The organism is Collinsella provencensis (assembly GCF_900199705.1).
In the GTDB taxonomy this organism is placed as follows: domain Bacteria; phylum Actinomycetota; class Coriobacteriia; order Coriobacteriales; family Coriobacteriaceae; genus Collinsella; species Collinsella provencensis.
This window is the reverse complement of the sequence record NZ_LT904908.1, coordinates 193,694-220,270: the sequence shown is the minus strand read 5'-3', so window position 1 is coordinate 220,270 and position 26,577 is coordinate 193,694. Positions and strand designations below refer to the sequence as shown.

Annotated in this window: 18 protein-coding genes and 4 tRNA genes; 10 read left to right on the top strand and 12 right to left on the bottom strand. The window is 54.9% G+C overall.

The genetic code is table 11. The features are described 5' to 3' along the window. Positions 1-9: 9 nt before the first annotated feature. The 8 genes from C1711_RS00940 to C1711_RS00905 all read left to right on the top strand — a co-directional run bounded on the left by C1711_RS00940 (position 10) and on the right by C1711_RS00905 (position 11,149). Positions 10-1,707: a L,D-transpeptidase family protein gene (locus C1711_RS00940; protein WP_102337384.1), complete on the top strand. Its 1,698-nt coding sequence runs from the start codon at positions 10-12 to the stop codon at positions 1,705-1,707. A gap of 188 nt (positions 1,708-1,895) precedes the next feature. Further along, positions 1,896-2,585, top strand: a complete 690-nt coding sequence (locus tag C1711_RS00935; protein ID WP_102337383.1) for a response regulator transcription factor — start codon at positions 1,896-1,898, stop codon at positions 2,583-2,585. Between the two features lie 3 nt (positions 2,586-2,588). Then, the gene (locus tag C1711_RS00930; RefSeq protein ID WP_102337382.1) at positions 2,589-3,695 is read left to right on the top strand and encodes a sensor histidine kinase; all 1,107 of its coding nucleotides are present in this window, start codon (positions 2,589-2,591) and stop codon (positions 3,693-3,695) included. A 149-nt stretch (positions 3,696-3,844) separates the two neighbouring features. After that, positions 3,845-4,525 carry an ABC transporter ATP-binding protein gene (locus C1711_RS00925; RefSeq protein WP_102337381.1) on the top strand — a complete coding sequence of 227 codons (681 nt, stop codon included), beginning with the start codon at positions 3,845-3,847 and terminating at the stop codon, positions 4,523-4,525. A gap of 1 nt (position 4,526) precedes the next feature. Then, complete coding sequence (locus C1711_RS00920; RefSeq protein ID WP_159060019.1) at positions 4,527-7,646, top strand: ABC transporter permease; 3,120 nt, start codon at positions 4,527-4,529, stop codon at positions 7,644-7,646. Between the two features lie 86 nt (positions 7,647-7,732). Then, entirely contained in the window at positions 7,733-9,181 is a 1,449-nt protein-coding gene (locus C1711_RS00915; RefSeq protein ID WP_102337379.1) for an efflux RND transporter periplasmic adaptor subunit, read from the top strand. A gap of 34 nt (positions 9,182-9,215) precedes the next feature. After that, complete coding sequence (locus C1711_RS00910) at positions 9,216-9,923, top strand: ABC transporter ATP-binding protein (protein ID WP_324761451.1); 708 nt, start codon at positions 9,216-9,218, stop codon at positions 9,921-9,923. Further along, positions 9,920-11,149, top strand: a complete 1,230-nt coding sequence (locus C1711_RS00905) for an ABC transporter permease (protein WP_102337378.1) — start codon at positions 9,920-9,922, stop codon at positions 11,147-11,149. The genes C1711_RS00910 and C1711_RS00905 overlap by 4 nt, the downstream gene beginning before the upstream one ends. A 354-nt stretch (positions 11,150-11,503) precedes the next feature. On the opposite strand, the gene C1711_RS00900 is transcribed toward C1711_RS00905, so the two are convergent. The 3 genes from C1711_RS00900 to C1711_RS00890 all read right to left on the bottom strand — a co-directional run bounded on the left by C1711_RS00900 (position 11,504) and on the right by C1711_RS00890 (position 11,790). Next, positions 11,504-11,580, bottom strand: a tRNA-Glu gene (locus tag C1711_RS00900). A 35-nt stretch (positions 11,581-11,615) separates the two neighbouring features. Further along, positions 11,616-11,692, bottom strand: a tRNA-Glu gene (locus tag C1711_RS00895). Positions 11,693-11,716: 24 nt separating this feature from the next. Then, positions 11,717-11,790, bottom strand: a tRNA-Gln gene (locus tag C1711_RS00890). 224 nt (positions 11,791-12,014) lie between these two features. Between C1711_RS00890 and C1711_RS00885 the strand changes: the two genes are divergently transcribed. Then, positions 12,015-13,367: a lysylphosphatidylglycerol synthase transmembrane domain-containing protein gene (locus C1711_RS00885; RefSeq protein ID WP_199824818.1), complete on the top strand. Its 1,353-nt coding sequence runs from the start codon at positions 12,015-12,017 to the stop codon at positions 13,365-13,367. Here C1711_RS00885 and C1711_RS00880 read toward each other — a convergent pair. The 5 genes from C1711_RS00880 to C1711_RS00860 all read right to left on the bottom strand — a co-directional run bounded on the left by C1711_RS00880 (position 13,348) and on the right by C1711_RS00860 (position 19,005). Beyond that, complete coding sequence (locus C1711_RS00880) at positions 13,348-14,790, bottom strand: CCA tRNA nucleotidyltransferase (protein ID WP_102337376.1); 1,443 nt, start codon at positions 14,788-14,790, stop codon at positions 13,348-13,350. The genes C1711_RS00885 and C1711_RS00880 overlap by 20 nt on opposite strands. A gap of 240 nt (positions 14,791-15,030) precedes the next feature. Further along, on the bottom strand, positions 15,031-15,963 hold the full coding sequence (locus tag C1711_RS00875; RefSeq protein WP_102337375.1) for a 1-phosphofructokinase family hexose kinase: 933 nt from the start codon (positions 15,961-15,963) through the stop codon (positions 15,031-15,033). A 143-nt stretch (positions 15,964-16,106) separates the two neighbouring features. Next, positions 16,107-17,798, bottom strand: coding sequence for a phosphoenolpyruvate--protein phosphotransferase (ptsP, locus tag C1711_RS00870; RefSeq protein ID WP_102337374.1), 1,692 nt, complete (start codon positions 17,796-17,798; stop codon positions 16,107-16,109). A 162-nt stretch (positions 17,799-17,960) separates the two neighbouring features. After that, complete coding sequence (locus C1711_RS00865; RefSeq protein ID WP_102337373.1) at positions 17,961-18,224, bottom strand: HPr family phosphocarrier protein; 264 nt, start codon at positions 18,222-18,224, stop codon at positions 17,961-17,963. A gap of 160 nt (positions 18,225-18,384) precedes the next feature. Continuing rightward, positions 18,385-19,005, bottom strand: a complete 621-nt coding sequence (locus C1711_RS00860; RefSeq protein ID WP_102337372.1) for a PTS sugar transporter subunit IIA — start codon at positions 19,003-19,005, stop codon at positions 18,385-18,387. Between the two features lie 180 nt (positions 19,006-19,185). Here C1711_RS00860 and C1711_RS00855 point away from each other — a divergent pair. Next, a tRNA-Arg gene (locus C1711_RS00855) sits at positions 19,186-19,262 on the top strand. A gap of 161 nt (positions 19,263-19,423) precedes the next feature. On the opposite strand, the gene C1711_RS00850 is transcribed toward C1711_RS00855, so the two are convergent. The 4 genes from C1711_RS00850 to C1711_RS00835 form a co-directional block, all read right to left on the bottom strand. After that, the gene (locus tag C1711_RS00850; protein WP_159060018.1) at positions 19,424-22,438 is read right to left on the bottom strand and encodes a DUF4422 domain-containing protein; all 3,015 of its coding nucleotides are present in this window, start codon (positions 22,436-22,438) and stop codon (positions 19,424-19,426) included. Between the two features lie 72 nt (positions 22,439-22,510). Beyond that, entirely contained in the window at positions 22,511-23,593 is a 1,083-nt protein-coding gene (locus C1711_RS00845) for an acyltransferase (protein ID WP_102337370.1), read from the bottom strand. Between the two features lie 121 nt (positions 23,594-23,714). Beyond that, positions 23,715-25,751, bottom strand: a complete 2,037-nt coding sequence (locus C1711_RS00840) for a DUF6541 family protein (protein ID WP_324761450.1) — start codon at positions 25,749-25,751, stop codon at positions 23,715-23,717. Positions 25,752-26,055: 304 nt separating this feature from the next. Next, the coding region (locus C1711_RS00835) for an IS3 family transposase (RefSeq protein WP_108722513.1) at positions 26,056-26,577 on the bottom strand (522 nt) is incomplete at its 5' end.

Below are 26,577 nucleotides of genomic sequence, written 5' to 3'. Positions count from 1 at the left end.
GAGGTGACTATGACGAGCAACCCTGACGGCTTGCCGCAAAACGATAGCAATCCCTATGCTTCGGGTTCCCAGCAACCCGTGAGCGTTATTTCCGCCGACCAGCCCACGACGGTCGCCCCTCAAACGATTTCGGAAGCACATGCCGCCCCATCGGGCGCAGGTGCAAACGCGAAGACCTCCCAGCAAAAAAAGAACGGCGAATCAGGTGCGCACTTTTCCTTTGAACCTGAGCGTCGCCCTAAAAAGCCCCTTATCATTTTGGGTGTCATAGCCGCCTTACTCATCGCTGCCTACGGCGGTGGCGTCTATGCCTTCTCAAGCGTTTGCTACCCCAACACGACCATCGCGGGGGTGGACGTCTCCCTCATGACTCGCGATGATGCCGTGCAGCAGGTAAAAGCTTCAGCGAAAAGCTACAAACTCACCGTCGAAGGCGAAGGTTTTTCCTGGACGTATACGCCCGATTCACTTGCAAACATCTTCGACGCGCAAGCGGCCGTCGACCAAACCCTTGAGGCCAACGAGCCATGGACCTGGCCGTTCCGCGTTACTCAAGCTTTTTTGAATCAAGATGAAGCGGCGGCAACCAATGCCGAAGACCTCGATACCATCAATGTCAACGAGCTTGAATTCCCCGATTCCTTCGACCGCGAGGCGTTTTCCACCAGCCTCAAAGCGGCAGTCGACGAATTCAACGCAACACATCCCGGCACGTTCGACGCGGTGGGCGCTTACGACGCCGAGGCGCACAAGTTCACGCTTGAACAGGCACATGCCAATCAGCAGCTCGACTTCGAACCCATCGAAAAAGCGGCGTTGGTTGCGCTCTCCCGCTTAACCGGAAGCGTCGAGCTCGATGAAAGCTGTCGCATTCCCCTTGCGGAAGATGCCACCGACGAGCAATTGCAGGCAGCACTTGACAAGGCAAACGATCTCATCGGCACGGACGTCGATCTCACCATGGGCGGCAACACGGTCGCGACGCTCGACGGAGCCCAGCTTGCCACTTGGATCACCTTTGACGACAACCTCACGCCGGCCCTCGATACTGAGATGGTCACGACGTGGGCCCACGACCTGGCAACCAATACGCTCGATACCGTGGGAACAAAGCGCACCTACACGCGACCTGATGGCAAACAGGTCGAGGTGGAAGGCGGCACGTATGGATGGATCTCCGACGAGGAACAACTTATCGCGCTCGTGCAAAACGCCGTAGAACAAAAGCAAACCGGCACGCTCGAGGTTCCCACCAAGAGAACCGCAGATACCTTTAACGGGGCGGGCGGGCGCGACTGGGGAGCCTATGTCGACGTCGATCTTTCGGAGCAGTACGCCCGTTTCTACGATGCTTCGGACAATGTGATTTGGGAAACCCACGTTATCAGCGGCAACGTCAACCTGGGGCGTGGCACCCCGAGCGGCGTATACATGCTGAACAACAAAGCCCGCAACGTAACGCTGATCGGCGCCGATGAGGACCACGACGACGAGCCCGACTACAAGACGCCCGTCGCCTACTGGATGCCCTTCGTAGGTGGCGCCGTGGGCCTGCATGACGCCAATTGGCAATCGGATGCGGCGTTTGCCGACCCGAACGCCTACACCTATCGCGGAAGCCACGGCTGCGTGAACCTGCCCACTTCTAAAGCGGCAGAGCTCTACGACATGATCAGCGTAGGGACCTGCGTCATCGTCCACTGGTAGCGTTAGCCTCCTCAAACTTCCAAACAAGACTTCCGGTGCATAGCTTGAAAAAGAGCGGTGTTTTCACGCAGTCTCGTCGAACACTTACAAAACTGTCACACATTACGCTCTGGGCTTCGACATAGGCCGAACTACAATCGAGCAGTACGCCCATGCAGCGGGCAAAACGAAGTAAGGGAGCGCAACGCATGTCTTCATCTGATCGTATTTTGCTGGTCGAAGATGATTCGCTCATCGTGGACGCCCTCACCGAGTTGCTTGCCGGCGCGGGTTACGCGGTCGACACCGCCGACACACAGCAACATGCCATCGAACTTGCAACATCGAATGACGCCAACTATCAGCTCGCACTTCTTGACGTCACCCTCAAATACGGCAACGGTTTTGCCGTTTGCGCCGCCATCAAGGAAGCCACACCTGAGGTTCCCGTTATCTTCCTTACGGCGGCTGATGACGAATTCAACATCGTCACTGGTCTCACTATGGGAGCAGACGATTACGTGTCAAAGCCCTTCCGTCCGCGTGAGCTGCTCGCCCGCATCGCCGCGGCAATTCGTCGCTCACAACCCAACCGCCGCACCGTGAACCTCGGCCCTATCCATATCGATGTAGAACGTGCCTACGTAGAGCGAGATGGCGTTGAACTCACGCTGTCGGCACTTGAATACCGGCTACTGCTCCTGTTTGCCACAAGTCAGCAGAAGCTCATCACGCGCGACATGATTCGCGAGGCCTTATGGGATAGTGCGGGTATGTACATCGAGGAAAATACGCTGTCGGTCTATATCAAACGCCTGCGTGACAAAGTGGAAGAGGACCCCTCACATCCTCAGCTCATCCAAACCGTGCGCGGCATGGGTTACAAAACAAAGGGATAAGAGATGCTACTGCGCAATCGCGAAGTCAAACGCACGCTGATTCTTGCTGTTATCCTCTGCGTGCTGGGAGCATTTGCTACGGGCACCATCGTCGCCCTTTACGCCAATAACGTCCTCGCTATCAGCACACTCGACATGGAAATGCTCACACTTCTTGCCGCTACAGGCGTGCTCGTCAGTGGCATCTTTATCGTAACGGTCTTTATGTACGCCACGCGTCAACGCTATCGCGATCTCGCGCGTATGGCCGAAAAGCTCGATGCAGCGCTCGCCGGCGAACGCTCCATTGGTTTTTGCGATATGAAAGAGGGCGAACTTGCCATCCTCGCAAGCGAACTCGATAAGGTAATCACGCGTCTCAACCTGACTGTTGACGAGCTTCAAACAGAAAAGCTCGCACTCTCCGATGCACTAGCCGACATTTCGCACCAGCTAAAAACACCGCTTACATCCATTGCTTTGAGTACCGAGCTCATGCGTAAACGTCTTATCGAACGAGACGACGCTCCGGAAATCCTCGAACGCGTGAGGCTGATACAAAACCTCCAATATCGCGTGGAAAACCTCATCGCTGTCTTGCTCAAACTCGCCCGTATCGATGCAGGCGTCATTAAGCTGGTAAAAGCCCCTGTACTTGCAGAGGAGTTGATACAGAAAGCGTACGAGCCGCTCGCCGTTGCGTTCGATATCGCTGATATCACATTCGAAACGGACGTTCAGCCAGGTGCACAGTTTGATGGCGACCTCACCTGGAGCGCCGAAGCACTCGAGAATATCATCAAGAACTGCATGGAATACACGCCCGCGGGAGGTCATGTACGCGTGCAGGCAACAGAAGATGTTCTGGCCTGTCGTATCCGTATAGAAGACACCGGACCGGGCATCGCGCAAGCAGATCTGCCCCATATCTTCGAACGATTCTATCGTGCAAGCCATGATGAGCAAGAATCTTCTAAGGTGAATCCCGCTGGCGTGGGAATCGGGCTCTCCCTTTCAAAAAGTCTCGTCACCGCACAAGGTGGCACCATCACTGCCGAGAACGTCAAAGATTCCTCGGGATCCGTCTGCGGAGCGGCTTTCACATTCGTCTTTTTCAAAACTGTGGTGTAGAGGCATCAAGACATTGTCGTGTACAAGAACCCTGTGCATTACGGGCGCAAATGCGCAACGATTACAAATCTGTCATCGCACGGTAAGAGCCCAGAAACAGCTCACGTACATCATGATGTTCGACGGAAAACAAATGGAAAGGCCGCGCTATGAACATTCTTTCAGTCGAGCATCTCACCCGTGTGTACGGAACGGGTTCCACTGCCGTCAAGGCGCTCGATGACGTGAGCTTTGAGGTCGAAGCAGGCGAATTCATCGCCATCATCGGCAGCTCGGGTTCGGGCAAATCCACCCTCATGCACCTCATGGGCGGCGTGGATCGCCCCACTTCGGGTACGGTGAAGCTCCAGGGGCAGGACATCTTCGCACGCAGCGACGAGCAACTGGCGGTGTTCCGCCGGCGCGAGGTCGGCCTGATCTACCAGTTCTACAACCTTATTCCCGTGCTCAACGTGGTGGAAAACATAACGCTTCCCGTCCTTATGGATGGACGTGCTGTCAATGAGCAGCGCCTTTCTGGCCTTGTCCGCGCACTGGGGCTCCAGGGCCGCGAACACTACCTTCCCAACCAGCTTTCGGGAGGACAGCAGCAGCGCGTCGCAATCGGGCGCGCCCTCATGAACGAGCCCGCCATCGTGCTCGCCGACGAGCCCACCGGCAACCTGGACTCCAAGAACTCGGCTGAGATCATGTCCATGTTGCGCGCGGCGAATCGTCAGTTCAAGCAAACGCACATCATCATCACCCACGATGAGAACATCGCTCTCATGGCCGACCGCGTCATCGCCATCGAAGACGGCCGCATCGTGCGCGACGAGCGGAGGAACTAGCATGTCCTCCGAACGTCTCACTCCCCCGCCCACCGCATCCGCCGAACGCGCGACCCCCGCCCTTCCGCATCGCGTTTTCTCTCATTTTGCACGCCGTTCATTGGCACTCAACCGCAGTCGCACCGTCGTTTCCATCATCGGCATCACGCTATCCTGCGCCCTCATCACCGCTATCTTCACCAGCGCGGCCACACTTATGCAGAGTCTCCTCAATGCCACCATCGAACATAGTGGGTCGTGGCAGATCGAAGTCGAGAGCATGACTGACGACGCACTACAGGAACTTGAAAGCGATGGTCGCGTCGCGCAGCTCTATGAGCGCCCGTACTATGGCAGCGCGCTGCTTCCCGAGGAGTGCGAAACATGGTATTACCGTTATTTGAACGCCCAGGCATGGCCAACCGAAGAAGAAACCCAAGGGTTACTTCCTCTACCCAAACTCATCGAGGGGCGAGTTCCAACAACAGAAAACGAGATCGTCCTGCCTTCATCCCTCAAAGGGCGGCTCGAATCCGATTGCGCTTGGGACTCGGGTGAAACGCGCACTGCAACGGGTAGAGACGACGCAGTGCCGCGCATGACCTGGTACGACAAGCTTGAGATCGACAGTGAGATTGAGCTCGCTTTTGGTGAGCGATTGTGGCTTGACCCCGAGCTCAACCGCGAGCACGCGGCTTTGGCGAGCGAAACGCTCTACACCGATTTACAGGGCGATGAGTCTCAGTTGGGCGAATGGCTCGGCAACGTCGAAACACCCCAGCGCTTCCGTGTCGTTGGATTTTACGAAGAGGATAGTGTTTGGATGAGCACCAATGGGTACCTGGGATTTGTCTGCCGTGATACCACGCTTCCCGTGCGCTCTACCGATGCCTTTATGAGCACCAATCTCTCCGACCGCACCTCCATCGACGAGCTTGCAATCGATTACACCAAGCAAACAGATCAATCGCAAACCGGCGTCATCCACGACACCATTGCCGAGCGCCACGAGACGCTTTTGCGCTACCAGCTCCTAAACGATAACCGCGATATTTGGGGCACGCTCTATTCCCTCGCGGCCATTCTTTCTGGCGTCGTGATGATCGCCTCGATATCGCTTGTCTACAATTCGTTTGCAATCTCGATCTCTGAACGCACGCGCCAATACGGCCTGCTATCCTCCCTCGGCGCGAGCCGTCGTCAGATACGTCGCACGGTGTTTACCGAAGCGCTCATCCTCGTATGTATCAGCATCCCCCTCGGTCTGCTCACAGGCCTTATAGGCACCTCAGTCGTTTTCCATATTGCAGGAGAGGGCATCGAAAAACTCGTAGGTGCGACACTCGGCGTAACCAACCGCACTCTCAACATCGCCATCAACCCGTATGTACTTGGCGTCGCTATCGTGCTTACGCTTTTCACGGTATTCATCAGTGCCACTGTCCCCGCCTTTCGCGCCAGCCGAGTCTCGGCCGTCGAAGCTATCCGCCAAACGCGTGATGTGCACGTAGTGGGGAAAAGCCACAGAGACAGCAAGCACGCAGGACAACTTGAAACAACTGATTTCATGCCTCGCGGGTTCGATAGGCTGCGCATGCGCCTGCTCGGCGTACCCGACTGGCTCGCACACCGCAATCTCACGCGTGCCCGCAGCAAAGGTCGTGTTGCGGTGGCTTCGCTTGCGGTATCCGTTTCGCTGCTCATCGCCTCGGGATCTATCTCGCATTACATGAGTTACCTTGTCGATGTCGTCGACAGCAATGCAAGCAATATCGTGTTGGACGCCTCAGTCACCCCCAGAGGCGACAACGCCTCCCAAACCTTCCTGTCCTCAATTGCCGCTGCATACCAGGATCTTTCAGATGTCGAGGGAGTCACACCACGTGGATATTTTTTCACTGTGGAACTATATGCCAAGGGAACGCCAGGCACCTTTAGTACCACCGACGTAACGAGCGAAGCTGCCCGCACCGTCTCTGATATACCCGAGCAGCTCCTCGCAGACGACGGAAGCATCTACGCCCGCACGTCCTTAGTGTTCGTAGATGACGAGTCTTGGGAGAGCATCGTAGAGGATAACGGTCTCGACAAGACGGTTTACTGCGATGCAAATCACCCCGTGGGCATCGGTCAAAATGACATGCCAACAAACGATGGCAAACGCTATGGCTCTCGTAATCCATTCGACGCGCCTGGCACCCTCGAAGCCTATACGCATATCGCCGCACAGGATGGAAGCTGGTTTAGCGGTATCTCCCTGCAGGACGGGAAGATAATGGCACGGTATGATCAAGTCGCTTACAACGACGGCGATACCACGGAAACCAATCTCCCGTTGAACGATGTCGCGCTCGACACCTATGAGCTGCCCATCGGTGCAATCCTCTCCAATGTGCCCAGCTGCCTTGGTAACCATACGTTTATCTGGCCTACGGTCATTCTGCCCGCCTCAGCACTGCCCGCACTTGCCCAAGGCAGCGCTTATGAGGTCGCTAGTAGCTTTGATACCAATTCGAACGCCCCATTCGTGTTCAACAAGGGCTCGGAAGACGCCAATGCGGCGACGCTTGCTCTTACCTTCTCCTTTGACGCAACGAACGCCCATATCGCTGAAGAGGAGATGAACCGCTCCATTTCCGAAGGGCTGAACAATGACACCTGGGGTGTAGGCTGGCAACGAATAGATTTGATCAACAACGCGGAAAATGCTCGCAACTCCCTGCTCGTGTACCAAACCATCCAGCTGTTTATCGGGTGCTTCTTCCTTATCACTGGAGCTATCGCCATAAGCAATGTCTTCACCACGCTCTCGAGTTCCATCATTCTGCGTCGACGCGAATTTGCCATGCTCAAGAGCGCCGGTATGGGCGAGCGTGCGTTCCGTCGCATGATTGCCTTCGAATGTGGCTCCTATGCGTGGCGCGGTCTCGTAGGCGGACTGGCGATCGGCGCCATCGTGACGTACTTCATTTGGCGCGCGATGTGCACGTCCTTCTATGAGATCGATTATTCACTACCACTTGACTGGGTTATTGCTTCCTTCTGCGTGGTTGTCGGCGTACTGGCCCTGTCGACAAGGTATGCTTTGCGCAAGTCGGGCCATGGCTCGATTATCCAAACCCTGCGCGAGGACGTGATTTAACCGTCAAACCATGTCGCTCTCATCCTACGTAAAAACCGGGCATTCACCAGCTCCTTTCGCACGGCGATTCAATCCAAGGAGATGTCATGTCAGATTCCAACCGCCCCGATAACCAACCGGTCGATAAATTGGCGAGCTCACATGCGGCGTCGCCCCTGAGCGCGCGTGATGCCGAACCTGAAACCACACGGGTGCTCGATGTTCCCATCATCCCCACACTCAGCACGCTTTCCAATCCTTCGCAGAACGCGCACGGTGATGCAGATGTCCCGCTTGAAGGCTCTGACGCCGAGGCCTATGAGGCCCTCAAAAAGAAACGCGCCGAGCGTCGGCGCAAGAAGCTCATCCGCCGCGGCATCATCGCCGGCGTCGTGGTCGGCGTGCTCGTGGTGGGCGGCATCGCGGTCTCGCTCATGAACCAGCAGCCCGAGACGACCATGGACACGATCACCGACATGGCGATGCAGGGGTCGTTTACCAAACAGGTCGATGCGAGCGGTACGCTGCAGCCGCTCTCCTCCACCGTCGTCGCACCCGAGATCGACGGACAGATCGAGACGGTCAACGTGAACGCGGGGCAGTATGTCAACGAAGGCGACACGCTGTTCACCATCAAGAACAATTCACTTGACCGCGATGTCGCCCAAGCGGAACGTGCGTTAAAGGCGGCGAAGCAGAGCCTTGCGCTGGCGCAGCAGATGCCTGCAACGCCCGTCGCCGATCCGGAGACAGGTGATCCGACAGGCGCCTACGACACCTCCGAGCGGGATTCGGCCATCCTTTCGGCAACCACAGAGGTCGAAAGTGCTCAGGAGGCCTACGACCTCTCCGTTTCGCGTGCGGCCCAGCGTACGGTCAAAGCACCCTGCTCGGGTTCCATCGTGGCCCTGAACGCGCAGCCCGGCGCCAATCTCTCCGACCTCGCCGCGGGCGGCAGCTCGAACGGCCCCCTCGTCCAAATCGCTGACCTCTCCAAGATGAAGGTTACCGTGCAGGTAGGCGAAGAGGACATCGCCAGCGTGGCGGTCGATCAGACGGGCGATATCACGTTCCCGGCGTTCGAAGACCTCACGCTCGAGGGCCGTGTGACGGGCATCGCCTCAATCGCCACGGGCAGCAGCGAATCCTACTACGGAGACGGTTCCTCCCCCACCTTCGCGGTCGACATCCTCATCGATGCCCCTGACGCGCGCCTCAAGCCTGGCATGACGGCCGATGTGTCCATCATCACCGAAAGCTACGACAACGTCGTCATGGTTCCCTTGAGCGCGCTACTCTCCGACGATGGCGAAACCCACTATGTCAACGTCATGACCGATCCCGAAACCGAAGAGATGGAGCGCGTCGAGGTAACGGTGTACGCTCAAAACGACGATTACGCCGTGGTGGGCAAGCCCAAGGACGCCCCTGCCGATGAGAACCCCGACCTCAAAGAAGCGCCCATCGCCGACGGCGACATCTTGGTCATCGCTGGCGGTATGATGGGCGACGACGACATCGACGCCGGCTTCACGAGCGAAGTGGCCGTGATGTAGTGTGGAAACCCCAACGTATACCCCACGCCATGCCGTGGGAGAAGCCGGCAGTACCGCACGGCCCATCATCGACATACGTCATATCCATCGCATTTTTGAGAGCGAAGCGGGCCTCGCGCACATCTTGCACGACATTTCATTCACCGTGCAACAGGGTGAGTTCGTGGCGATCATCGGACCTTCGGGATCAGGCAAGTCGACGCTCATGAACATCCTCGGCTGCCTGGATACGCCAACCTCCGGGACGTATCTACTCGAGGGTCTTGACGTTGCCAAGCTGACAGACGATGAGCTCGCCGAAGTGCGCGCCACGCGCATCGGCTTCGTGTTCCAAAGCTTCAACCTGCTGCCCCGCATGAGCGTCCTTGACAACGTTATGCTCCCGCTCGCCTACATCGACGTGCCGCGCCGCGAACGCGAGATGCGCGCCGTCCATGCACTGCGCGCCGTGAGTCTCCCGCTCGATCACTACGACCACCGCACCAACGAGCTTTCAGGCGGACAGATGCAGAGGGTCGCTATCGCCCGTGCGCTGGTCAACGACCCCGCCATCATCTTGGCCGACGAGCCCACAGGCAACCTCGACTCGACCACCGGGCATCAGGTGCTCGACACCTTCCATCATCTCAAAGACCAAGGCAAAACCATCGTCCTCATCACGCACGATTCCAGCGTCGCCGCAGAGGCGGACCGCATCGTCACCATCCGCGATGGGCGCATTTTCGAAGGGAGCACAAAATGAGCATGCGCGATTTGGCGCGTGAAGCGCTGCGCTCTCTTGAGGCGAACCGCGGTCGAAGCTTACTCACTATTCTGGGTATCGTAATCGGCATTGCGGCGGTCATTGCCATGACGTCGCTCATAGGCGGCGTGCGCAACAGCTTGGTAAGCGGTATGGGTCTCAACGCCGCACGCACCATCTTCATCAGCTGCGCCGAGCCGTTGGACGAAGATGACCTCAACGACCTCGCCCGACGTATCCCCGACTACGAGATGATCGAGGGAACCTACGACTCATACACACAGGTCCAAGTGGACAACGAAATGATCAGCGTGGGCATCACCGGCAGCAACCCGCAGTTCCTCGAAATGACCGGCATGCACAGCAAAGTCTCTGAAGGTCGCATCTATACCGAAGAAGAAGCCACTAGCGGAGCTCGCGTGGCCCTTATCAGCCGAGCAGGCGTGGAAGCGCTCTTTGGCACCGGGACCTCGAGTGCCGTGGGTGAGACGCTCAAACTGAACAACAAGGCATACACCATCATCGGCGTTATCGACGACGGCATCACCGGTACGGGCTATTGCAACGCGTATATTCCCAGCAAAGCCCTTCTCAAAGACTTCAGCGACGGATGGCATTACTTCTCGCAGGTTACCGGCCTCGCTCGCGAAGGGGTCGACATCGACGCCCTGCAGGAGGAGACGAAAACGCAGCTTGCCAAAGTCAAACGCATCGATGACGAGGATATCGAAGACAACGTGTATGTCTATTCGCTCAAGTCGTCTATCGATCAGTTCAACACGTTCATGATGTCCTTCCAGGTCATGATCGGCTCGGTTGCGGGTATTTCACTGCTGGTAGGCGGCATCGGCATCATGAATATGATGCTCACCAATGTAACGGAACGCATCCGCGAGATCGGCGTGCGACGCGCACTCGGTGCATCAAGACGCGACATCACCCTGCAATTCCTGGCAGAAAGCTCAGCCCTGTGCATCGCGGGCGGCATCATCGGCACCATTGTGGGCTACCTCATCGCCTGGGGCCTGGCATTTGGCATCACCGCTTTGGGAATCGACTTAAGTGAAGTAACGGGGTCCACGAGCGCAGCTTTCACACCCGCCATCGAACCCGCAGCTATTGCCATTGCGGTCGGAATCTCCGTTTTCATCGGCGTGGTATTCGGCTACTACCCCGCCCGTCGCGCCGCCAAGCTCGATCCCGTCGAGTGCCTGCGGTATCAGTAGACTGCACCTTTCTATGCCCCCGTCGGAAGACTAACTTTTTTGCGAAACCGGGTCCATAATGGCAATTTTTGCCAGATTGTGACATCTCTACGATCGCATGAAAACGAAAGACTGATGACGCGCGGATCCATACAAGGCATCGAATCAAAACGACCTGCGGTTTTGCTGAATCGACATCGAACAAAACGTTACGACCACGCCTGAAAGCTCTCTCGGGTTAGGTGCCAGGCCTCATAATCTGGCAAAAGTTGCCACAAAACTGGGCTTAGAGGACAAAACTACAGCCGTGGAAATAGCCAACTGAGAACCGCAAGAAAAAAAACCCGGGCCCCAAACGGGACCCGGGAACGCATGTGGTAGCCCGTACCAGATTCGAACTGGTGATCTCCGCCTTGAGAGGGCGGCGTCCTAAACCGCTAGACGAACGGGCCATATGTGAGGGGCTTGGAGTGCCCCGAGGAACTCATGGTAGCCCGTACCAGATTCGAACTGGTGATCTCCGCCTTGAGAGGGCGGCGTCCTAAACCGCTAGACGAACGGGCCATACGATAAGAAATAAGTGCATCATGGCTGGGATGGAGGGAGTCGAACCCCCATTGACGGAACCAGAATCCGCTGTCCTGCCATTAGACGACATCCCAATGAGATGCACATTAGGTCTTAGCGCGAGGAAATACTATACGGAAAGTTCCCCGTCTTCGCAAGCCCTAAATCAAGAAAAATTAGTGTTGTGAACAAAATGAGAAGCCGCCGTGCCCATATGGTGGCAAACGATCCCTCACAAGAAGACCAAACGATTGCGCACTCAAACATAGAAAAGAACTTCTACAATGGGTGTGTTGTAGCGCCTATCAAGGAGGCTTCCTTGTCGAGCTCCTCCAAATATACTTCACCCGCTCCGCAGGTCGACGCACCTGCTGGAGGCGACGATAAAACCATGGCGCGTCGCGGTGCCATTTTCATCGGCATCGTGTTGATCGCCTACATTGTCTACCTTGTAGTCACAGGTCAAATCGCCCAATTCTGGGAAGCCATGCAAAGTGTGCAGGCGCCTTGGCTCATCGTAAGCTGTCTGTGCATGCTGCTCTATCTCATCTTCGGCATCGGCGCCTACGCCATTGCCGTCTGGCTCGACCCCAAGAGCCCCGTAGGCGTGCGCGACCTCATCTCCGTTGAGGCGAGCGGCATCTTCTTTGGCAATCTCACACCCATGATGATGGGCTCCACGCCTGCGCAGATCTACCGCCTCACCAAGGCTGGTCAAAACGTGGGCGAAGCTGGTGCCATCCAGTTCACGCGCTTCATCGTGTACCAATTCGGCCTGGTAGCTTGGGGCGCCATCCTCCTGCTTGCACGTATGCCGTTTTTTGCAAAGCAGTATGGTGACATCACGCTCCTGTGCGTGTTCAGCTTCGGCGGGCATGTACTCATCCTGCTTTCCATCTTCGCCATCGCTTTGATGCCCACCACCGTGATTCGTCTTTCCCATTGGGGCATCAACGTGCTTACACGCATGGGTGTGGGCCGCAACAAAGCCGAAGGCTGGCACGAGTTTGTCGACAACGAGATCCATGCGTTCTCAGACAAATTCCGTTTGGCCGCAGGCCACTTCAAATCCATGGCGATCACCGTGGTCATCACCATGATGCAGCTGGCGTTTTTCTACCTCGTCCCCTATTTTCTCATGCTCTCGTTCGGCCATAACGACGTCGACTTTTTCTCGGTCATGGCTGCCAGCGCCTTTGTGCAACTGTTGAGCTCTGCCGTGCCGCTGCCGGGCGGAACAGGCGGTGCCGAGGGCGGTTTCGCGCTGTTCCTCGGTCACTTCTATGGAAGCGCCGCGACTGCCGGCTATCTGCTGTGGCGTCTTATCACCTTTATCGCGCCCACTATCTTGGCAGCCCCTCTGCTGGGTCTCAAGAGTTCTCATCATGCCAGCCTGCATGATCGCTGGGACCGCGCGGTGTCCAAGTTCGGTCGCAGCAAGGTTCAAAAACTCGAGCACGAAAAATCTGTGGCAATGGCCACGTCAGCTCCCATTGCGCGCACCGCTTCTGCCAGCACGACTTCCACGCACGAAAGCACGGCGCCGACACATGTCCTTGCACCCGCCGCCTCTTCAACTCAACACAACAAAAAAGCACAGGAGCGCACCATTCGTCGAACTTCAGCAGGCATCACGGTCTCGCCCAAGGCGTTTAACAAGAAGAAGAAATAGCGTATGCGAGCAGATCCTCGCGTTCGTTTGCAACCTCACCGCGCATCGTCGCCTCAAGCGCCCGTTTGAGCGCCGCGCCGATTTGCGGACCAGGCGTCATACCTGCGGCAATCAAGTCCCCGCCCGTCAAGGCAAGCGTCTTGATGCTGTACGCCTCCCCACTCTCGAACAGCTCGTGTGTCATTGCGCGCATATGCTCGATATCTTCAACGTAATAGAAACAGCTCGGAGCCTTACCGAGCGTGTCGGCACGCTTGAGGTCGAACAGCTCGTCCATCAAGCGATGCGTATCGACGCCCTCCCCTGCTATGTTGCCCATCATGTACAATAGGCGCTCGCGTGTGGGGCGCATCGGCTCGTCATGAAACCGAATGAGCAGACACGCATCGCGAATCAAATCGTTGTTGCACGAAAAACGACGCATGATGTCTCGCGCGACCTTCGCACCGCGCTCAGGGTGCCCATAAAAATGCCCGCGCCCGTTCTCGTCCACGGTAAAGCAATCAGGCTTGGCGATGTCGTGGAGCAGCGCCGCCCACATAAGCGAAGCCGATACGGGCGAGGTCGGATCTCCCCCGTCAATGCGGGAACTCGACAACTCGCCTGCCACCGTAAGCACACGCGCCACATGATCGTATACGTCAAAGGCATGGTACTGAGTACGCTGGTCAAAGCCGCGCGAAGCCGCAAGCTCCGGAATCGCTGCACACATGAGCTCCGGATAACGCAGGAGTGCGTCCCCCCCGTGACGTGTAAGCAACATCCCATTGAGCTCGATACCCACGCGCTCGCGTGCAACTTGATCCAGCAACGGGGCGCAAGTCGCAAGCGCCTTTGCCGTCTGCTCTTCGATCACAAAATCCAAGCGACATGCGAACCGCACCGCACGAAGCATACGAAGCGCATCCTCTTCAAATCTGCGACGTGGCTCACCCACCGCACGGATCACGCGGCGCTCAATGTCACCACGCCCGTCGTACAGATCGAGCAGACCGCGTTGAGGATGCCACGCCATGGCGTTGACTGTGAAGTCTCGACGCGCGAGATCCTCCTCAACGCACGAGGCGCGCACCACCTGCTCGGGATGGCGCCCGTCGCTATAAAACCCGTCCAAGCGATATGCGGTGACCTCGATGCGCTCACCGTCCACTACAGCGGTGATACCGCCGAACTTCGTACCCGACTCAACGACATCGATGTCGCGCTCGCGCAATGCGGCGGCGCTTTGCTCCCATGAACCGCTACAGCAGACATCGATATCATGGCACGCAACGCCCATCAAAGCGTCGCGCACCCAACCGCCCACCAGCCACGCTTCAAGCCCCTGTGTTTCAAGGGCTTCAAGCACACGCAACGCGGCTGCGCTTGGAACCGCGCCGTTGAGCGCCGAACCGGCAAACGCGATATCCGTCATATGCTCCATGGGCCTCCCAATTCACCTGCATTCATAGGGTTTGACTACATCTTAAGCCAATCTCGCCATACAACGGGCTTGCCATCTAAAACAAATCGGACGCCCCGAACCACTGGGTCGAGACGTCCGATCGTTTCACGAAACGTGATGCAAATCAGCGACAAACCTCATCGAACAACAGGGCAGCGCCGCAAAGCAAACCGCCCGATAAACGCACGCCACCGCTGGACGGCGAGGAAATCGCAAAGGCTACTCGCGCTCGAGCTTGCGCACCGTAATGCGCTTGCTGTACTCGTCAACACGGCCAAAGTCGCCCAAGCCCACAGCCTCGGCAACGTTTGCGCCGGTGGCAAGAGCGAGCTTCATGGCATCCTCGACATTGTCGCGATCCTTATACCACTTGTGCAGGAACGCAGCGAGCGTGCAGTCGCCTGCGCACACGGAGGAAACGAGCTTGATGTTGAACTCGCGCCTGGCATACCAGATGTCCTCACCGTTGGAGAAATACGCGTCACCACGGCTACCACGGGTGAGCAGAACGTTCTGAACGCCTGCCTCGTGAGCCATGCGCATAGCGACACGCACCTCGTCGTCCGTGTTCACCGGGACGCCAAAGATGGCACGCATCTCGTGATGGTTCGGCTTGATGAGCAGCGGCTTCTTGTGAGCGAGCTCCTTCAGCGTCTCGGAAGAGAGGTCGAGCACCACGTCGGCGCCACGTGCCTGAGCGTGATCCATGACCTTGGAAAGGAAGTCCTTGGATGTGCGCGGGGGAACGGAGCCGGAAACCACCAGGCAGCTCACATCGGAGCTGGTGTCGATAATGTCGTAAAGCTTCTCCTCATACTGTGGAGTCAGCGGAGGTCCCGGGTTCAAGACGCCGTACTCATGCTCACCGTCGTTGATGTACGCGCAAATACGCGTAATGCCATCGATCCACACCGGACGGCACAGGCAACCGAGGTTCATGGTCTCCTCGACGATGTAACGGCCGGTAAAGCCGCCGAAGAAGCCGAGCGCGACGGAGTCGACGCCGAACTTCTTGAGGGCGAAGGAAACATCGAGACCCTTGCCGTTGGCGGTGTAGCTCGCAGAGCCCGCGCGCACGTTCTCATCGGGAACGAGCGGGGAGCTGGACACCGTCATATCGACAGCCGGATTGGCTGTAAGCGTATAGAACATGCAAGCCTCCTCATCTGCGCTATTCCACGTGCAAAGCGCATCGCGAAAAAGCGTGTCGGTTACAATCACGGGCACAAGGCCCAAGTGCCAAGCCATAGAACGGCCATGGACCGAACAGACAGTCCATGGCCGTTTTTCAAAGCTTAGCGTGCTGCAGCCTCAAGCAGCTCTTTGACCTCTGCCGCGGTGGAGCAGGCAAGGGCCTTCTCGGCGAGCTCGTCGCACTCGGCCTTGGTCCACTGGGAGATGGTCTTGCGGGCGCGCAGGATGCTCGGTGCGGACATGGAGAACTCCTCCAGGCCGAAGGAGATCAGCAGCGGCTCGAGCAGCGGATCGGCGGCAGCCTCGCCACACATGCCCACCATGATGCCGGCGTTGACACCGCTCTCGATGATGTTCTTGATCGAGCGCAGAACGGCCGGGTAGTAGACCTGATACAGGTTGGAAATATGGTCGTTGCCGCGGTCGGCGCACATGGTGTAGCCCGTAAGATCGTTGGTGCCGATGGAGAAGAAGTCAACTTCCTCGGCGAGCTTATCGGCGATGAGGGAGGCAGCGGGGGTCTCCATCATGACGCCGACCTCGATGTTCTCGTCGTACTTCAGGCCCTCGCACTCGAGCTCCTTCTTGCACTCCTCGACGAGCTCCTTGACGGCGCGAACCTCCTCGACGCAAGTGACGAGAGGGATCATGATCTTGACATCGCCAAAGGCGCCAGCGCGCAGCAGGGCGCGGAGCTGGACCTTGTACTGATCGGGGTTCTCGAGGCAGTAGCGCACGGCGCGGAAGCCCATGAACGGGTTCTCCTCCGGCTCCATGTGCAGATACGGAATCGCCTTGTCGCCGCCCACGTCGAGCGTACGGATGATGACCGGGGCACCCTTCAAGGCCGTAGCGACCTTACGGTATGCCTGGAACTGCTCCTCCTCGCTCGGAAGCTCGGTGGCGTCCATGAACAGGAACTCGGAGCGGAACAGGCCGATAGCCTCAGCGTCATGATCGAGCGCGTTGGCGACGTCGTCGGGGCTGCCGATGTTGCAGCCGAGAATCTTCTTGATGCCGTCGGCGGTCACGGTCTCCTTGCCGCGGAACGCCTCGAGAGCGGCCTTGTTCTCGGCGTACTCTTTGGCCTTTGTCTGGTACTCGGCCAACACGTCGTCATCGGGCTCGGCGATGACGATGCCCTGCCCACCGTCGACGATGACGGGCATGCCGTTGGTCAGCGCGGAGCAGCTGTTGGCCACGGAGAGCACCGCGGGAATCTCGAGCGCGCGGGCGATGATGGCGGAGTGGGAGGTACGGCCACCCGTCTCGGTCACAATGCCGGCGATGTGCTCCTTGTCGATGGTGGCGGTCATGGACGGCGTGAGATCATGCACGACCACGACGGTGTTCTCGGGCAAAACGGAGAGGTCCACGACCTCGACGCCCAGAAGCTCGGCGAGGATACCGGTACGGATGTCGGCGATATCGGCAGCGCGCAGGCGGAACATCTCGTCGTCCATGGACAAGAACATGTTCTCGAACATGGTGCTCGTGTCCACGAGGGCCTTCTCGGCGCAGGTGCCCGCCGCGATGGCGTCCGTCATACCGGGGTCCTGGGCGAGCATGATGTGACCGGCCATGATCTCGGCCTCGGCCTCACCCACGGCGACCTTCATGTGGTCGGCCTGAGCTTGGGTCTTCTCACAGAAAACCGCGAGGGCCGCCTGATAGCGCTCCTTCTCGGCTGCAGTGTCGGAAACCTCATGCGGATCGAAGGTCAGATCGGGGTCGACGGCGACCATAACGGTGCCGATACCGATGCCTTCGGAAGCATTGACTCCCTGGTACATTCCCATTTCCTCTCTCTGTGTCCCGTTATCGCTAACGGAAATCCCGTACTCCCCTCTCCGTGCGGAGGGGATATACAAAATGCAGGCGCCCACGGAATCCGCAGACGCCTGTCAAATACACCTATGAACTAGATGTTCGTCATCAAGATGCCCGCGCGCGAGTTACTCGCCCAGACCGCTCTTGATGAGCTCGATGGCGGCCGCGAGGGCCTCCTGCTCGTCAGCACCGTCGCACTTGACCTCGACCTCGGTACCACAGGGGATACCAGCGGCCATGAGGGCCATCGGGGACTTGCCGTTGACCTCCTTGTCGGGGGCGACAACCGTGACCTCAGAAGCGAACTTGCCCATGGTGGAGGCGAAGAGGCCGGCGGGACGCATGTGGAGGCCCTGCGGATTGACGAGGGTAGCCTTCTCAGAAACCATAACGTGACTCCTTTTTCATGTGACCCGCACGCAAAGTGCGAGTCAAACATACGACGTGCTTTATTGTAGTACGAACGGACGATATTTGGCAGATAAAACCGCAAAGATGAATAGGACTCGTCAAATCATGCAAAAAGACGAGGTAGATGCAGCAAACGAATCAGTTGAGACGTACATTGACGACGTCTGCAATGAGCTCTGGATCAGTCTCGTTTTTGAGCGTGCGACGGAAATCCTCGTCCATGAGCGCCTGGGCAACCTCGGACAAAAGCTTGATGTGCGTGGTGCCAGCCTTTGACTCGGGGGCGAGCAGGGCGATGGCGCAGGTAACCGGCTGATGATCAACGCTTTCCCAAGCAGAGATTCCCTCGGTGACCTTGAGGACAATGACGCCGGCATTCTTGACCGCGTCGGTTTTGGCGTGCGGAATGGCAAAACCGTCCATCATGGCTGTGGAGCCCTCAGATTCGCGCTTAATGAAGGCGCACATGAGGGCATCGGGATCGTCTGCCATACCGAGTTTGACCGCGTTGTTGGAGATAAAGGAGAGGGCGTCATCGCGGGAGGCAAACGACTCCGTGCAGAACACATGCGCCGCGCTGACAAGAACCTCATTTGCGCGATGTTCGTCCTTGGACTGGTCTTGCTGGACGACAGAGCTCGTTTTGGATGCCGAGACGCCGCTGGGCGACGTGTTGCGCTTGCGGTTTTCAAAACTCACAACTAGAACTCCGCCGATGGCAAGACCGATGATAACGGCGATAGCGACGCCGAGCTCCATGCGAACCTCCCCTTTTCCCACCGCGCGAGAATGCCGGTTGAGCCTGGCATAGCGAGTGGAGGCAAATACCTGTACTTGAAGTTGAAATTATACGAAGAAACAACATGGGGACGCAAATAGAAAGGTCGGCTATAATCAAGTGCGGTTCTTGTTGGGCGAATGCGTTCAGCAGGCAATCACGCGCCATTAGCTCAGCTGGATAGAGCACCGGACTTCTAATCCGATGGTCGAGGGTTCGAATCCCCCATGGCGCACCAGTGAACGTTTCAGCCCAGGCTCGCTTGTGAACCTGGGCGTTTTGCTATCAAGCACAGGGATTCGGACCCATGAGGGTCACGAGGCTGTGGAAACGCGTCGAGTGTTTCCACAGCGACTGGAGACTGCGCCACCTTACATGAACGAAACAGCACTATTGTCGCTATCCACGAATCTTGCGAACCACTTTCTTAGCAAAATCACGACGAGCAGATCCGAGCGGCGCAATAGGATCGATAAACCTTCTAATCCTGCTGTTCGGCGAAATGAGCGGCTCGTTGCTAAAGCGACCAGTCGAACGTGAAACGGGGACACCCGAAGTAAGCTGCACGAGCAAGCGCTCATAGAACGGCGTTTCGCGTGCGTAGCGCCAGTACAGTTCCGACCGATCACAATTTGATTGTTTCCACGGTTTTTCGCAACCGGCATAATGCACAATCTTCTCGTGATTTCTAGAATCCATAAAGGCATCGAACATGGACGCGGGGGCAAATGGGAACAAATTGCCGATACGACCGCCGCAATCAATCATGACATTCCAGTCATAATCGAGATATATGACCCGACCTTCGCAATGCGCATTCAGAACATCTTGATCGTTGTATATAAAGCGATCGTCTGAAGCAAATTCAAGCCACTGCTCCATAGAGCACTCTGAACGCATGGCACGGGTATTCAAAACCAAAACACCCGCCTGGAAATAGCTATAAGGATCTTCCATTCCGAGAATTTTCTTAGCGTAAGAGAATCGATCTCCACGCTTCAAATTAACATTGGCAACAAAGTCGACATCATGAGTGGCTGCTAAAAGATTGTCTCCCAAATCGATCTTGAAAAGCTCGGAAACATTCCCTTCAACAATAAGATCGGAGTCCAAATAAAGCACCTTGTCATAATGGGGTAAAAGATCCTGAATAAGGAAGCGATAGTACGTCTCAACGCTGATGTGGGGATTGTTGGTCGTAAGCTGGTAGCGTTCAATAATTTGAGACACATTACAAAATGACAAGCGAGCGTTTTCAAATCCATGGACAAATTCACGCATAATACGCTGGTTCACAGCGGAAATGTCTCGAGTGAGAACGATCACATCGAAATAGTATTTCGAAGACGCATTCTTAAGCATCGAATATATCGTGGTAGTAAGCATTGGAACATAGTTGTCATCAGATGCAAACACCACGGGAATAATTGGCCTGACATCATTTGAACGTATGGGTATCTTCAATCCAGGGTTGAAGTCAGGGTGCTCAAAATGAACACACTGCAGACGCTTGACATTCCACTCCGGATGAACGCGCTGTTGATGCAGCAAGAAGATGTTCAATAGCCGCTCGGAAAGATGGCCAGGAGTTCGCACGCCCTCGCGACTGTATCGGCTCATATCCGTAGTGTCGACAAACTCTCTGAGAAGAGGGAAAAGCCATTCACAATACTCGTTGAAGATCTCGCGCCTCATAACAAACATGTTGCAAAAACACGCGTTATGTCCAGAAAGGAACCTATCGGCATCCTCAGAATATTCAGGGTGATTCTTCTTTAGAATGTCGATGACTCGATCAAGGTCCTCTACATGAAGATGATCGGCTGCGCCATATTGGGAGCGAAGGGTAGCGAGAGGACCCATATAGGATCGAATATCCTGCACGACCGTTGTCACGATGTCCGCCCCGGCAAGTGCGACGCGAATTGAGTCATCATCAAGATGGTATTTCGACTGTGTAACGCTATCGATGCGACCGTCCATTATCTCGCCAAAGGAATTTTCCATATGCTTTTCAGGGGAAAAGTCGAAGTAACGACGATAGTGGCAGAATCCAACATAGGGGGCGTCAACGTTTTTCCATGCCCAATACTGCGTCGTAAGTTCACAATACATTGCATTTAGAGTGGAGATGTTTTCTCCCTCATCATCGTGCAATGCCCAGTCATAACGATAATCTCTTAAGGCACAGCCAACCTGAACAGGCTGAAGGATCAGGCTGTCAAAAAGATCGACACGCTTATGGGTGGATACAAAAATCCTAATATCCTGCTTTTCATATTCTGCTATCCGGGATTGACGACGCAAATCGTCGATGTGATCTTTTGCAGCATGGAAAAACTCTTGGAACCGGTTAGAGCAGGCACCCTCGTTGCCCGCAAGCTGCTGAGCGGCATCAAACCAAGACAATAACGGTTCATCCTCAGATAAGATGTCACCGCGTTCCCAAAGACCGTACGCCTTATCTCTTACGAGCCTCATAAGTTGTACGGCACATTCGAGACGAGAAGACACCTCTGCTGCAAAATTTGCAGCATCCACCTTTTCGTTGTCTGAAACTCGATAGAGCCAATCATTGAACAGAAGGTCAAATAGCTTATGACGAGCACCGAGAGCACACTCGATCAGCGACGAAGAATTCTGTGTTTCAGCAAAGGCATCGATTGCCAGAATCGAAGACCAGAACTCAGCGGCATCCTCGGAAAACTGCTCGGGTGTAAGAGGGTCACCCGAGTTCACACCACGTCCGTAGCAGTACCGAAGCCCAATAATGTCGTTTCTGGTAACCGCATGATCGGCCATAGCAAGAATAACGAAGCTCTCATACGCATCCTCAGCGCGTCCCAAATCAGAGACTGTCATGACATCAAAGGCCCGCTTAAGAAGCGGTGTTGAAATCGCACGCTGGGTAACACGCCAATCCTGGCGATAACCACCAGTACTTGACGAGAAAACGGCATGTGTTATTTGATCGCAAGAAAGAGGTTCGACTAAAGCGTTCACGAACTTCTCGAAGTCACGAGCCTCTCTCTCCCCAACCCCGCAATCTACGACCTCAATACCAAAGTGTAAAAGATCAACCGGATTCTCATCAAGTGCGACGTTAAGTTTTGAGAGAAAGCCCGGGATGAACTCGTCGTCCGAATCCAAAAAGACAACGTATTCTCCAACCGCATGCTCAACAGCCTCTCGGCGCGTTAAATGCAGTCCCAGGTTTTCATCTCGATCCACTACAACAACACGCTGGTCGCGGGCGGTAAACTCAGAAAGGACCCCGGAAGTCCCATCGGTGCTGCCGTCGTTAATAACAATGACTTCAAGATCTTTGTAATCCTGATCGAGAACGCTTTTCAAACAAGAAGGAAGATATGCTGCGTTGTTGTATGTAGGAATGCAAATCGAAAAACGTGGCACAAAAGCCTCCAGGTAAGACGAAGACAAGGACATCGGAGTTTGCAGCGTTAATCAATTCAGAATAACGCGGCCCTATTGGTTGATTATAGTCGCACCGCCAAGGTGAGGTTTCAAAGCACGCTTCGCAGTCAAAAAGACAATGCCAAATACAAATGAAAGCACAATGACCGTTGGAGGGCGAACACCCAAGTCCCAAATTATACGGTGAGGAACATATACGTCTAACATGTGGATAACCAACATATGAATGAGATAAACGTAAAACGGAACGGAAGACAATAAGCGAAACGCCTTACCTCCGAATGCAGAAACATCTCTCATCCTAGATTCAGCGTCCTTTGCCAAACAAAAAACGGCACAGGAATAGGTGCTGCAGAATATGTTGTAGACGTTAATATAAAAATTATCGAACTCTGCAAAATTACCAGATATAACAGTGTGAGACACATTTGTCTTGTATGTCATAACTGCCATTATTGCAAAGCAAATTATTGCAACCCCAATCGCACCAAGGCGAATCTTCCTTGTTATTTCAACGTAACGCTCAATGTAGTAACCCAACAGATATAGAAAGATTGATCCGGAAAGATACGGAACCACAAATAAGTCGAGCAGCGTATGTATTGGTGCAAATCGATTCACAAGGGGAATCGCCGCAGTTGAGATAAAGCTGACGATTAGCAAATAGCGCAGAAGACCCTTGTCGTCTGCCGCGAGCGACAACAAGGGAGTAACGAAATACAGCGCAAGAATTGCATACAGAAACCAATATACATCGCAAATGCTGTTCGTAAACAAACCGGCCACGAAACCAGAAATGGACAGCTCGCGCGCTGGAAGCCCGAAGAATCCAGGCGCAAAACAAGAAAGCAGATAATACAGAGCGCTAAAACCGACTAGTGGAATCGCAACACGTTTAAGGCGCTTAATTAAGAAGGTTTTCGTATCGTACTTTTTGCGATAGCCAATAAGGTTTGCCCCGCTAATCATGAAGAAGACTGGTACCGCAAAACAAAAAAGCGATTGAACGATAATCGAAAAAAACCAGAGCAAATCACCCTGATTTACATATACAACCGTCGAACAATGAAGATATACGACCGCCATGCAAGAAAGAATGCTGAGCACATCCATATAGATATTACGTTGAGTCATACATCCCCTTAATCCTGTGTAACAAATATCAAGTCAAACATAACATGCTGAAGCTCAATACGAATAGGACAGTACCCTCCAACCTTGTCCTTCGCGATGAACAAAAGCTAAATGTTCAAAACTATCGGATTATTTTCAACAACTTGTTTACTCCATCATCCAAAACAACCTCATATTCCTGACCATTGGGATCGATTGTCTCGAATGCCTCCCATTTCGTATAGGGATAGAGAATGAACGGAGACCAGAGCTCCTCATCCGAAAAGGGAAGATAATTCGAAGTATCCATGATTAGAATGTATCGTGCATCTATATCCTCGACCGCCTTTTTCACTCTCTGATTTTCAGGATATTCATCGATGCCTCGCCGTATGGTAATCGAGTCCTCGCTCTCGTGCTTTTGAGAGGGGAATGCCTTGTAATAGACGTTGATGCCGTAAACAGAATATGCAAACACAGACCCATCGAAGGGATTGTTTATCACCATGTCGTTCCCGGTAACAGCAGCGACCTCCTTGAGGAAAGCATCTTCCTCCGCAGTGACTATCTTGTTTTCGTTTTTGACGTTCAAGCTGGACAGCTCTAGATAGACTTCCGTGAAGGCACCTTGCGAATAGCCATAATTGGGCATCAGAACGTTTGTAACGACCGCGGCAAAGCCAACAACAAGACATGCGGCAATCTCAACGGCATAATGAGATTGAACACAGTGGGGGACCTTGGACCATACAGCACGAACAAGGGTGGCAAGTGCCAGCGAAGCGATCGGCATCGCGAGTAATGCAACGGAAGCGGCAGTGCGGTAGGGGTCTGTGTACCAAAAACCCGCAAGGAGCTGTTTCAACAGACCCTCAGAGGTAATGCCCACAACGTAAATCAAACCCATGATTCCGTAGGAGAAGGTCATCCAACGATAACGAGCGTCAAAAAGCGCAGCCATCACACCGACAAGCACCAAAACCGCCGCAACATATTGAGGGAGGTCACGGCGAAGACCCAGACTGAACAAGCTCCAGATTCCATACCCCACTGTATAAAGCTTTTCCCATCTAAAAGTTACGACAGATTGAAAAGCCGGAAGCTTAAAGCATATAACCCAAACAGTGACGGCAAAGCCAGCAAATAATAGAGCGGCGAGCAAACCACGTTTACTCCGTATGGGTTCGCCCTTCTTTTTAGGTGAAGAGAAATGTTGGTACAGGGCATGACAACAAAAGGGCGTCAAAAAGACGATGAGAAGAAACACGGTGTTAGGTTGCAAGGATGCGAGCGCAACGGACGAAAGGAAAAAGAGCAACGCGAACGCGAGGCGCTGGCAAACAGGCCTGCATTTACTCCAAATGGAAATGAACGCAAACGCCACATGGGGAGCGCAGCACATAGAGGCCATGTTTGGATACAACGGACCGTAGAGCAATAGTCCAAACGGAAAGGCTGCGAACATCATGGTGGAAAAAGCACCGAAGAGAACAGCCCCGCGATTGTCTTTAAACAAGGCTACATGCATCAAATATGAACCTGAAGGAAGAACAAAGGCCATAAAAACGAAGAGGACAACATTCTCCGCAAGAGCAGCGGATACTCCGAACAGATTCACAGAAAGCGATGCGAGCAGGGGGAGCGCCGCTGGATAAAAGCCCGCTTTGATATTGAGAGGCTGAGCGACAGAAGACATACTAGAAGGGTATACACCGGTGTGCAAAATGGAAAAGGAGCCATCAACCGCCATTGCCTTAATTCTTCCTAGATGGGCTGTGTTGTCCGCATATTGAACAAACGAATCAGGACCATCGAGCGGCAGAACGAAAAAGACGCCGCATATCACCGCCGCCACAAATAGATAAAGTAGCAAGTAGTGCATATCGAAATATCCAGCATCGATGGTTGGATCAAATAAATTATGATGTATACCACCGTGCGGCTTCGCACGACCCGGAGAAACGGCGCTGGACGACAATGCGTGTCTCCGAGCAAACACAGTGACGGCTGACGCAGTGATGCAAATCACAAGAACGCCTGTAACGAGCGCTGAGGCAGTAATTCTTATTGATAGAGTGTCGCAGATAATTCCAGCAACACATAAAAGCGCGATTGTGATAGGCGATGCCATCCCAATTGAAACCGCTATCGAGAACCCACACGCTCGAAGAGGAAGCACCGATATTAATAACAGACAGAAATAAAATGCTGCTAGCACAAAAAAGAACAACCAAGACAAAATAAATCACCCATCGAAAGCACAACAATCATTAGATTATTGTATCGTTTCATCAATTATTGCAGAATGGCTCCTTACCAAATGCGTGTGTTTCTTTCCATATTACGTGCGCTTTGCGGTTGTTTGTCAAAACTCGTTCTTATTTATTCAAACCCAAAAGTCGATTACGCATGTGTGTTTTTATAAGACGGTTGATTTTCAAACCTAGCGAAACGTGAATCTACCCCGATTCCATTGACACTTTCTACGCCGCCTTGTCGTCGCGGCCTTCCTCGGGCCAATTGGCCTCTTCGAACTCGGCCGGGCTCATGAAGCCCGGCGCAGAATGCGTCCTGATCCTGTTGTAGATGACCTCGATCCACTCGAACAAATCGAGCGCCGCCTCCTCGCGCGTCGCGTACGTGCGGGCGTGCACGCATTCCGACTTCACGATCCCCATGAGCGATTCCATGGCCGCGTTGTCCCGCGGCGACGATATCGACCCCATGGACGGCCTCGCGCCGTGATTCCGCATCGTCTTGGAGAGAGGCGGCGACACGTATTGGGGGCCGTGATCGCTGTGATGTATGCGGCCCTCCGGCGGGTTTCGCCTGGCCGGCGCCATCTTCGGCGCGTCGTCGGCCAGCTCGGCCGTGATGTTGGGCCCCATGGACCATCCCGCGATGCGCCTCGACCGGATGTCCGTCACCGGCGCCAAATAGAGCCGGCCCTGCCTGGTCTTGACGTGGGTTATGTCGGCTTCGCCGGCTCTTCGTCGCGCATGGCG

Coding starts and splice junctions, on each gene's coding strand:
- C1711_RS00940 (WP_102337384.1), top strand. CDS start 10: ATGACGAGCAACCCTGACGGCTTGCCGCAAAACGATAGCAATCCCTAT.
- C1711_RS00935 (WP_102337383.1), top strand. CDS start 1,896: ATGTCTTCATCTGATCGTATTTTGCTGGTCGAAGATGATTCGCTCATC.
- C1711_RS00930 (WP_102337382.1), top strand. CDS start 2,589: ATGCTACTGCGCAATCGCGAAGTCAAACGCACGCTGATTCTTGCTGTT.
- C1711_RS00925 (WP_102337381.1), top strand. CDS start 3,845: ATGAACATTCTTTCAGTCGAGCATCTCACCCGTGTGTACGGAACGGGT.
- C1711_RS00920 (WP_159060019.1), top strand. CDS start 4,527: ATGTCCTCCGAACGTCTCACTCCCCCGCCCACCGCATCCGCCGAACGC.
- C1711_RS00915 (WP_102337379.1), top strand. CDS start 7,733: ATGTCAGATTCCAACCGCCCCGATAACCAACCGGTCGATAAATTGGCG.
- C1711_RS00905 (WP_102337378.1), top strand. CDS start 9,920: ATGAGCATGCGCGATTTGGCGCGTGAAGCGCTGCGCTCTCTTGAGGCG.
- C1711_RS00880 (WP_102337376.1), bottom strand. CDS start 14,790: ATGGAGCATATGACGGATATCGCGTTTGCCGGTTCGGCGCTCAACGGC.
- C1711_RS00875 (WP_102337375.1), bottom strand. CDS start 15,963: ATGTTCTATACGCTTACAGCCAATCCGGCTGTCGATATGACGGTGTCC.
- ptsP (WP_102337374.1), bottom strand. CDS start 17,798: ATGTACCAGGGAGTCAATGCTTCCGAAGGCATCGGTATCGGCACCGTT.
- C1711_RS00865 (WP_102337373.1), bottom strand. CDS start 18,224: ATGGTTTCTGAGAAGGCTACCCTCGTCAATCCGCAGGGCCTCCACATG.
- C1711_RS00860 (WP_102337372.1), bottom strand. CDS start 19,005: ATGGAGCTCGGCGTCGCTATCGCCGTTATCATCGGTCTTGCCATCGGC.
- C1711_RS00845 (WP_102337370.1), bottom strand. CDS start 23,593: ATGACTCAACGTAATATCTATATGGATGTGCTCAGCATTCTTTCTTGC.